Annotated in this window: 11 protein-coding genes; all 11 read left to right on the plus strand. The window is 61.3% G+C overall.

Annotated elements, in window-relative coordinates; genetic code table 11:
• Positions 1–460 (plus strand): hypothetical protein (locus ASD50_RS14755; protein ID WP_210168933.1); only part of this gene is annotated, 460 nt, incomplete at its 5' end.
• Positions 457–738 carry a hypothetical protein gene (locus ASD50_RS14760; protein WP_056242719.1) on the plus strand — a complete coding sequence of 94 codons (282 nt, stop codon included), beginning with the start codon at positions 457–459 and terminating at the stop codon, positions 736–738. The genes ASD50_RS14755 and ASD50_RS14760, both read left to right, overlap by 4 nt.
• Positions 735–980 (plus strand): hypothetical protein, encoded by a 246-nt coding sequence (locus ASD50_RS14765; protein WP_056242721.1) that lies wholly within the window; start codon positions 735–737, stop codon positions 978–980. The genes ASD50_RS14760 and ASD50_RS14765 overlap by 4 nt, the downstream gene beginning before the upstream one ends.
• Positions 977–1,561, plus strand: a complete 585-nt coding sequence (locus ASD50_RS14770; RefSeq protein WP_156465115.1) for a hypothetical protein — start codon at positions 977–979, stop codon at positions 1,559–1,561. The genes ASD50_RS14765 and ASD50_RS14770 overlap by 4 nt, the downstream gene beginning before the upstream one ends.
• Positions 1,558–1,848, plus strand: a complete 291-nt coding sequence (locus tag ASD50_RS14775) for a hypothetical protein (RefSeq protein WP_056242725.1) — start codon at positions 1,558–1,560, stop codon at positions 1,846–1,848. The genes ASD50_RS14770 and ASD50_RS14775 overlap by 4 nt, the downstream gene beginning before the upstream one ends.
• Positions 1,849–2,044: 196 nt before the next feature.
• Entirely contained in the window at positions 2,045–2,245 is a 201-nt protein-coding gene (locus ASD50_RS14785) for a hypothetical protein (RefSeq protein WP_056242729.1), read from the plus strand.
• A gap of 157 nt (positions 2,246–2,402) precedes the next feature.
• On the plus strand, positions 2,403–2,699 hold the full coding sequence (locus ASD50_RS14790; protein WP_056242730.1) for a hypothetical protein: 297 nt from the start codon (positions 2,403–2,405) through the stop codon (positions 2,697–2,699).
• Entirely contained in the window at positions 2,672–3,901 is a 1,230-nt protein-coding gene (locus tag ASD50_RS14795) for a hypothetical protein (protein ID WP_056242733.1), read from the plus strand. Before ASD50_RS14790 ends, ASD50_RS14795 begins: the two co-directional genes overlap by 28 nt.
• A 145-nt stretch (positions 3,902–4,046) precedes the next feature.
• Positions 4,047–6,710, plus strand: coding sequence for a DNA translocase FtsK (locus ASD50_RS14800; RefSeq protein ID WP_056242735.1), 2,664 nt, complete (start codon positions 4,047–4,049; stop codon positions 6,708–6,710).
• 184 nt (positions 6,711–6,894) lie between these two features.
• Positions 6,895–7,581 carry an outer membrane lipoprotein carrier protein LolA gene (locus ASD50_RS14805; protein WP_056242738.1) on the plus strand — a complete coding sequence of 229 codons (687 nt, stop codon included), beginning with the start codon at positions 6,895–6,897 and terminating at the stop codon, positions 7,579–7,581.
• A gap of 167 nt (positions 7,582–7,748) precedes the next feature.
• Entirely contained in the window at positions 7,749–8,555 is an 807-nt protein-coding gene (locus ASD50_RS14810) for an exodeoxyribonuclease III (protein WP_056242740.1), read from the plus strand.
• Positions 8,556–8,891 lie beyond the last annotated feature (336 nt).

Below are 8,891 nucleotides of genomic sequence, written 5' to 3' on the forward strand. Positions count from 1 at the left end.
AACAACGGCGCGGCTGGCCCGCGCTCCCCCGATCCAGTTTGGAGAAATCCCCATGAACACGAACGACGCCACGCGGGCGACCGCTAGAGCTTTGCCTGAAATCAGCGGCTTGTTACGCCGCACTATCGAGCGTCACGATGCCGCCGCCGCCTATTTCGATAGCGTCTGCTATCTGTCTGACCCGAGCGTCCTTGGCCGGGACCCCACCGAAGACGAGACGGCGGTATATGACGCGGCAAACGAAATTGAAGCTAATACGCTGTCCGAAGTTTGCTATTTCCCGGCCTGCAACCCGGATGAGCTTGCCGCGAAGGCTCGGCACCTGCGCAAATACCACGACCGCAAGCGTGGCTGCCTCCAAGACTGGCAGGTCGAGAACTTGCTTCGGTCGATGCTGCCGGACGACGAGCGCGACCAGATCGATGATAGCGAAGAAGCTGGGAAAGGTGGTGCAGCATGAGCAAGCCCCTCGACTTCCCAATCCCCTTCCCAAGCCAGATGCCGAACGATGACCTGTTCTCGGCTCGGATGATGATCCAAACCGTCGCCAATCAAATGGAAGACGGCAAGGGCCTGTCGAGTTCAGTAGCGCAGGCTCTGTTTAGCGTGCTCTGCGCCGCCATGACCGAGTTGAAGATCATTCAACTCTTTCTCGATGATGTCGAATGCCCGGATATGGAGAAGCAATACCAGAACGCGCGCCGTTCGTGGGTGCTGTCGAATGGGGGCGCATCATGAACCCCTTTGACCAGAAGGACTACCTCGGAGAGCCGCTTATCATTGGCAAGGGCTACAAGCTTAGCGCGCTCCTTAGAGTCTGCGAACGCGCTGCAAGGTCCCTCGAAAATGTTGGAGATGGAAATTATCGGGAGCAGGTTACCGGCGCGCTTAGCTTGACAATGGAATTGGCCGACGACCTCGCCTGCGAACTGCTTTCGGCGCTTGAAGACGTACAGCCGAGACAAGGGGGCGCGAAATGAGTGCTTCCCCGATTATGACGGCCTTCCGCGAATGGGAAGAAAAGTCCCTCAAGGCCAGCGATTTGTCGCTTGATGAGGAAATTGCGGAAGGTCTGCTTGAAGACTGCCGCAAGATCGACAAGTCCATGATAGCGTTGCCTGCGGCTTCGCTTCGCGACTTCGCTGCCAAGCTCCTGGTCAGAACAGACAACGGCGATTTTTGCGCGCCCGACGATGTCATTGCCGAGGCCAAAGCGTTTGTAGCGGCCATTGACTACGCTGCAATTGATGCCCTCATTGAAGGACACAAGGCATCATGGGCCGCTCTCGACGCGGCCTGCGAAGTCACCGACAAAGCTTTTGGCACGGCTGATGAAGCCGCAGCCGAAGAAGCGCAGGGCGAAGCCAGCGATGCGACCGCTGCCGCAATTGGGCAGATCATCGAGCATCCATATTCGTCTATCGAGGAACTGAAGCGCGGCGTAGCCTACCTGTTGGAGCATCATCGCGCGACAGGTGACGGTGACCCTGCCGCGTGGTTCACCAGTTTTGCAGTACACCTTGTGGGAGGCGTCAAATGCCAGGAAGGCGGTGCAGTATGAGCGCTTCCCTTCACGAACTGATCGACGCCTTCGCCGCTGCTCGGGCTGCATTTCTTGCCACTTCCGATGACGACGACTGCCCCGCCGAATGGGACGTCTACTGCAAGGTAGAAGACGCCATCATCAACTATCCCTGCCAGACGATAGAGGATGCGCGCCTGAAGGCGCGGTTCTTCCTCGACAACCCGCAGCCGCACGACACGCTGCGCAACTGCGTTGACGCCGATGATGGTTGGGCTCTTGACCGGTTCCTACGCTCGCTCCTGGGCGAAGGCGGTGCGAAATGAAGTTGGCCAGCACCGTATCTGACAATCCCATAGATGAACTCGCCCAAGTCAGGGACGAACTCCGGGTGGTCTGGCTTGCTCTCGGCAACGACACGGACTCCGAAGGCTATCTCTTGGAAGTAAGGGAACACGTAAACGGGATAGCGAACCGCGTTAGCGACATCGTAAAGCACCTGAGTGCAAAAGGCGGTGGCAAATGAAGCCGTTCCGCTATTCCATCGCCATCCTGATCATGCGCGGTGCCGGCCTCGTTGCCGATCTGGTCGCGCCTGAAATCAAGGAAGATGCACCGGCCCGCCTCCCGATGCGTCCAGTCGAGCAAATGCTACTCGGCTCCATCGTCAGCCTGTCGATCTGCGCTTTGTGGATCTGGTTCAGCGCGAGGGCAGGGCAATGAAACCCTCTGAGCGATATGCCCTGTGTTCAGCAATTTCGATGGCTTGCGTTCTCTCGTCGGCCTTCATGGGACGGCTTGAGACGCCCGGCGCTATACTAAGCATCATTCTGGTTGCAGTGTTCAGCGTCGGGGCCTCGATCCTGCGAGAGATGGGCCGATGAAGCGGCCCGACCTTCCCTTGAGGCTCGATGATCTGCCGATGTTTGCCACGGATCAGCAGATTGCGGAGGCCATCGTTGGTAAGGATATGGCCGAAAAGTGGATGCGGGAACGCTTGCCGACTCTTGCATCCAAGCCAGGTTTCCCGCCTATTGATGCCTTCCACGGCGGACGGCCTGTCAAGTTGGTCGCCCGCTTCTATGACGAGTACCTTGGGGGCAACGACCGTTCAGCCGCGGCCCCGCGTGGAGTAGAGGATGTCAATGCATGGAAACCGTCAAAGCACCGGGGCTAAAATGGCGTAAGCTCGCCAGCGGCCCATCGCCAATTTGGGTCGCTGACGAGGCGGACGTTAAGAACGGCTACCAGCCGAAGACCGTGAACCTGAAGCATCTGGCGGACCAGCCGGAAATGCTCGCGGCCAAGTGCGCATCGCTCCAGGCTGACATGCTGTTGTGGCGGACAGGCTACCGGCGCGACCTGTTGAAGTTCGACGGCACCATTCGCTCTTTGCTCGATGTCTACGAACTGCATGAGCGCAGCCCATATCGGAAGCTCAAGCATTCGTCCCGCAGGCCCTATAACCACTACATCAGGCGCGTTCGTGGCCATATCGGCTCGGTGCGGCTCAACGACGTGACCGGCGTCGATATCCTCAACTGGCATGACCTGTGGTCAGAAGGGGGAAAGCACCTTGCCGCCGCCGCGATGGCGCGCGCTGTGCTGGACGCCGCGATCAGCTTCGGGATCATGCTCCGGTTCGCAGGCTGCGTCGAACTGTCAACGATCCTGCGGGAGACGCGGCGCAAGCTGCCGGCACCGCGGTCACGTGAAACGTCCATGTCAGCCCAAGAGGTCATCAGCCTGCGCAAATCTGCGCATGCGCGCGGCGAACCCATCATGGCGCTGGCCTACGCGCTGGCCTTCGAAACCGTCTTGCGGCTGTGGGACGTGGTAGGCCAGTGGGTTCCGCTGGACATGCCAGGCGTGTCCGTCGTGATCGACGCGAAGCGGGAGGAAAAGTGGTTCGGCCTGTCGTGGGATAGCATCGGCCCGGACCTGATGCTTGAATACACGCCTTCCAAGACGGCGGAAACGACGCACAAGACCATCCTCTATCCGCTGACCAAGGCACCGATGGTGCTGGAGGAACTTGCGCACTGGCCGGTGGAAAAGCGCAGCGGCCCCGTCATCGCATCGCCAGACACCGGTTTGCCCTATCTTGAACAGAACTGGCGGAAGCGATTCAACAAGGATCGCAAGGCTGCCGGGATCGCCACCAATGTTTGGGCTCGCGATCTTCGGGCGTCTGGTATCTCGGAAGGCCGTGCAAGCAACGTGTCGCTCGATGATGCCGCCAAGGTCGCCGGCCATGCTGGCACCCGGACGACGAAGAAGGTATATGACCGTGCCGTCCTTGAGGCAGCCGACCGGTTTGCCGAGGCCCGTTTGCAGGGCCGTGAACGTACCGGTAACGGGAGCGGTAACGCGCGGTAACGCCCCAGCTTCAACCCCTTGCAATTCAAGGGCCGCAAAACCTCCATGGTTAATGCAGCCTTAACCTTCTCCCCGATAGTCTGGCATGCGAGTCCGCCGACCTGCGAGCATATGTCGGCGCAGCATTCAGTGACGGGGAAGATGCATGCGTTCAGGGGCTACTGCGCGGCTTGCGCTGGAAGATACCGGCTATAGCGGGTTGCAGGCGTTCGCGCGCCGGCAGGTCGGGCGGCTGGCTGGCTGCAGCCTGTTTGCCTTCGTCGCCTTCGGCATTGCCAGCCTGGCGACATGGAACGTGGCCGATCCCAGCTTCTCGCACGCCACCGACAACACGGTGACGAACGCGATGGGCTATGCGGGCGCGGTGTTCTCCGACCTCGCCATGCAGTTCTTCGGCCTGTCGTCGGTTGCAGGGCTGGTTCCCGCCATCATCTGGGGCTTCCTGCTGTTTTCGGCCCGTGGCGTCGACAACCTGCCCAAGCGCGGCCTGGCGTGGTTCGGCTTTGCCGTGCTCGCCGCCGCGATCGCCGGTTGCGTGGTGCCGCCGAACACATGGCCGCTGCCGACCGGGCTTGGCGGCGTCGTCGGCGATATGGTGCTCAACATTCCGGGCCTTTTCGTCGGCGGCTATCCCACCGGCCTGTTCGCCAGCTTCCTTGCCTTGCTCTTTGCCGCACCGATGCTGTGGCTGTTTGCCTTCGGCTCCGCGCTGATCGCCCGCAAGAACGGCTTTGCCGTCATGGAAGAGCCCGAAAGGCCGGAAGTCGTCGACAACGACCAGATGCTTTTCGAGAAGGACGAGGATGACGACGACGGCGAGGGCATGCTGGCGCTTGGCGCGCTGACGCATTGGTGGCTGTCGTTCAAGGCCTATCTGCGCCGCCGCGCCGCCCGCCGCCGCGACCACTCGGAGCAGTTCGAGCCGGAGATGGAACAGCGCTCCAGCGCCTGGCGCCGCGCCGCCGAACGGGTTGAATCCCAGGAATTGGCCGAGGCGCATATGAGCAGGGGCGGGCGCGCGCGCGTCGAGCCCGAATTCTTCGCGTCGATGGTCAACGATCGCGGCGCTTCGCTTGATCCGCACGATGTCGATGTCTTCGGTGGCGACGACATGGACGACATGGATTTCGCGGACGAGCCGATGCCGGCCCATCGTCCGGATGCCGCCCATGTCCAGAATTTCCGCTCTGATGCGGCGACACGCGTTGCAGCACCAGCGCCGCGCCCCGCTCCGGGTAGCCGCGTCCAGCGCGAGGCCCAGACCTCGCTGATCGGTTCCCAGACGTTCGAAATGCCGTCGCTGCACTTCCTGTCCGACCCGCCCAACGTGGTGCGCGATCCCAGCCTGTCAAAGGATGCGCTCGAACAGAACGCCCGCCTGCTCGAAGGCGTGCTTGAGGATTTCGGCGTCAAGGGCGAAATCATCCATGTGCGTCCGGGTCCGGTCGTCACCCTTTACGAGCTTGAGCCGGCTCCCGGCATCAAGTCCTCGCGCGTCATCGGCCTTGCCGACGACATCGCGCGTTCGATGAGCGCCATTGCCTGCCGCGTCGCCGTGGTGCCGGGGCGCAACGCCATCGGCATCGAACTGCCGAACGCCAAGCGCGAAACGGTGTACCTGCGCGAAATCATGGCCAGCCGCGATTTCGAGACGACCAAGGCGAAGCTCGCGCTGGCGCTCGGCAAGACCATCAACGGCGAGGCCGTCATCGTCGACATCGCCAAGATGCCGCACGTGCTGGTCGCCGGCACCACCGGTTCCGGCAAGTCGGTCGCCATCAACACGATGATCCTGTCTCTGCTCTACCGGATGACGCCGGAGCAGTGCCGCCTCATCATGATCGACCCGAAGATGCTGGAACTGTCGGTCTATGACGGCATTCCGCACCTTTTGACGCCCGTCGTCACTGATCCGAAGAAGGCGGTCGTGGCGCTGAAATGGACGGTGCGGGAGATGGAAGACCGCTACCGCAAGATGTCCAAGGTCGGCGTGCGCAACATCGACGGCTTCAACCAGCGGGTCGCGCAGGCGGAGAAGAAGGGCGAGCAGATCTCGCGCACGGTGCAGACCGGCTTCGACCGCCAGACCGGCGAGGCGATCTACGAGACGGAGCATCTCGACCTCGAGCCGATGCCCTACATCGTCGTCATCATCGACGAGATGGCCGACCTGATGATGGTCGCCGGCAAGGACATCGAAGGTGCTGTGCAGCGGCTTGCGCAGATGGCGCGCGCCGCCGGCATCCATGTCATCATGGCGACGCAGCGGCCGTCGGTCGATGTCATCACCGGCACGATCAAGGCGAATTTCCCGACCCGCATTTCCTTCCAGGTGACGTCGAAGATCGACAGCCGCACCATCCTTGGCGAGCAGGGCGCGGAGCAACTGCTCGGCATGGGCGACATGCTCTACATGGCCGGCGGCGGCCGCATCCAGCGCGTGCACGGGCCGTTCGTCTCCGACGACGAGGTCGAGAAGATCGTTGCCCACCTGAAGCTGCAGGGCGTGCCGGAATATCTCGACGCCATAACCGAAGACGATGGCGAGGACGACGAAGATGCGTCGGGCCGGAGCGGCGCTGGCGGCGGCGGCAATTTCGAGGATTCCGACGATCCGTACGACCAGGCGGTTGCCGTGGTCCTGCGCGACGGCAAGGCATCCACCAGCTACATCCAGCGGCGTCTCGGCATCGGCTACAACCGTGCGGCGTCGATTATCGAACGGATGGAAAAGGAAGGCGTCGTTGGCCCGGCAAACCATGCCGGCAAGCGCGAAATTCTCGTTCCGACCGACGACGACAAATTTTGAACAAGGAACTTTCCGGCCTCGCCAAACTTAAGCCCAACTGAAAGACGATCAGACTGACAGAAGGGCCGGAGCATCGGACCGAAAAGTGGAATCCGGTTTTCGGATTGTTCCGGTGCTCAATCAAGGTGTTGGAGCGCCCTTCGTGCGTCTGACCAGACGCACGGCGCTCTAGGAGACGAGAGTGATGAGCATGACCAAAGAGACAGTTGCCGATTTTGCCCTCACGCGCCGCCGCCTTCTCGGCTTCGGGCTGGCATTTGTCGGCGCTTCGGCGCTCAACATCGTGCCGGGTTTCCGGTTGCTGGCATCCGCGCAAGCGGCGGTGCCGGAAGCGGCCCAGAAGATCGCGGACCATTTTTCGTCGGTCAAGACGATGAGCGGCGAGTTCGTGCAATTCGGCCCCAAGGGCGAGCAGACAGGCGGCAAGTTCTTCCTCGAACGTCCGGGCAAGATTCGCTTCAACTATGAAGGTCCGTCCAATTTCCAGGTCGTTTCGGACGGAAATTCGGTGGTCATCCTCAACAGGAAGCTGAAAACCTCCGATCTCTATCCGTTGTCCAAGACGCCGCTCAAGCTGCTGCTGGACACCCGGATCGATCTTTCCGGCGAACTGGTCCAGAGCGTCAAGCAGGAAGACGACCTCACGACCATCCAGCTGGCCGACAAGTCGGTATTCGGCAATTCCAAGATCACCATGATGTTCGATCCGAACAGCTATGAGCTGCGTCAGTGGACGATCACCGATGCGCAGGGCAAGGACACGACGGTGATGATCTTCAACGTCAAGCAGGGCGTGAATTTCGCTGCCGACACCTTCGCCATCGACTACCGTGCGAATCGCGAGCTCAACTCGCGCCAGAGCCAGAAGTAGCCTCGATCCAACCTGTGGAAATCGATGCGAGCCGTGCTGAAAGCCGCGGCTCTGCTTGTCTTTGACCATCGCTGCTGGCAGTTTGCCGCCCGATCCCCTCACAAGGGCGCTGGAAATTCGGCGGCGGCTGACTGTCGCTTGCCATGCGCCCGATTGGAATATGGCGCATGGCTTTCAAGATCGCGACCTGGAACATCAACTCCGTGCGGCTGCGCATGCCGTTGGTCGAGCGCCTGTTGGAAGAACACCGGCCAGACGTTTTGTGCCTGCAGGAAACCAAGTGCCCCGATGACCTTTTCCCGGAAAAGGCGTTCCGCAAACTCGGATACGAGCACATCGCGATCCACGGCCAGAAAGGCTATCACGGCGTTGCAACCGTGGCGCGGCGACCGATAGAAGTGGTCGAGCGGCGCCGCTTCTGCGAGATCGAAGACAGCCGGCACATTTCCGTCACCGTGCGCACCAACGGCGCTTCCATCCTGCTGCACAATTTCTATGTGCCGGCAGGCGGCGATGAACCCGATCCGGCGATCAACCGGAAATTCAAGCACAAGCTCGACTTCGTCGAGGAGATGCGGGCGATCCGCGCCGCGCATGACGAGGTATCGGGCTCCGTCCTTGTCGGCGATCTCAACATCGCGCCGCTCGAGCATGATGTCTGGTCGCACAAGCAGCTTCTCAACGTCGTCAGCCACACACCCGTCGAGACGACCAATTTCGAGGCCATGCGGCAGGCCGGCGAATGGGTCGACCTGATGCGGCTCAACGTGCCGCTTGAACAGAAACTCTACACTTGGTGGAGCTACCGGGCGCAGGACTGGCAAGCGTCGGATCGCGGTCGCCGCCTCGACCATGTCTGGTCGTCGCCCAATCTCGTGCCGCACTTTGCCGGCTACGATATCCTGCGCGAAGCGCGCGGCTGGGAGCGGCCGTCCGACCACGTGCCGGTCATCGCACGCTTCGATCTGGCTTAGTTCACCCTTGATGGCGAAGCGCTTGGTGCCACCTCTCCGCTTCGTTATCCCGGCCAAGGGAGCGCTGCCTCCTCCACTTCGTCATCCCGGATTCGCTTTCGAGCGGAGCGAGAAGTGAATATCCGGGATCCATGTCCGTGACATCGCGGCACTACTCTGGGCACCAGCGCGCTTACTCTCCCCTTTTGATGAGGAGGCTCGATCCGGTTGCTGATCGGGATGTATAGCCAAGCACCCCCCCTCTGGCCTGCCGGCCATCTCCCCCTCAAGGGGGGAGATCGGCAGCTTCAAGCTACAGCCGCCTCTGTCATTTCAGTGCCGGATGAAAGCATGGCA

This window comes from Mesorhizobium sp. Root552 (assembly GCF_001427285.1).
In the GTDB taxonomy this organism is placed as follows: domain Bacteria; phylum Pseudomonadota; class Alphaproteobacteria; order Rhizobiales; family Rhizobiaceae; genus Mesorhizobium.

Coding starts and splice junctions, on each gene's coding strand:
- ASD50_RS14760 (WP_056242719.1), top strand. CDS start 457: ATGAGCAAGCCCCTCGACTTCCCAATCCCCTTCCCAAGCCAGATGCCG.
- ASD50_RS14765 (WP_056242721.1), top strand. CDS start 735: ATGAACCCCTTTGACCAGAAGGACTACCTCGGAGAGCCGCTTATCATT.
- ASD50_RS14770 (WP_156465115.1), top strand. CDS start 977: ATGAGTGCTTCCCCGATTATGACGGCCTTCCGCGAATGGGAAGAAAAG.
- ASD50_RS14775 (WP_056242725.1), top strand. CDS start 1,558: ATGAGCGCTTCCCTTCACGAACTGATCGACGCCTTCGCCGCTGCTCGG.
- ASD50_RS14785 (WP_056242729.1), top strand. CDS start 2,045: ATGAAGCCGTTCCGCTATTCCATCGCCATCCTGATCATGCGCGGTGCC.
- ASD50_RS14790 (WP_056242730.1), top strand. CDS start 2,403: ATGAAGCGGCCCGACCTTCCCTTGAGGCTCGATGATCTGCCGATGTTT.
- ASD50_RS14795 (WP_056242733.1), top strand. CDS start 2,672: ATGGAAACCGTCAAAGCACCGGGGCTAAAATGGCGTAAGCTCGCCAGC.
- ASD50_RS14800 (WP_056242735.1), top strand. CDS start 4,047: ATGCGTTCAGGGGCTACTGCGCGGCTTGCGCTGGAAGATACCGGCTAT.
- ASD50_RS14805 (WP_056242738.1), top strand. CDS start 6,895: ATGAGCATGACCAAAGAGACAGTTGCCGATTTTGCCCTCACGCGCCGC.
- ASD50_RS14810 (WP_056242740.1), top strand. CDS start 7,749: ATGGCTTTCAAGATCGCGACCTGGAACATCAACTCCGTGCGGCTGCGC.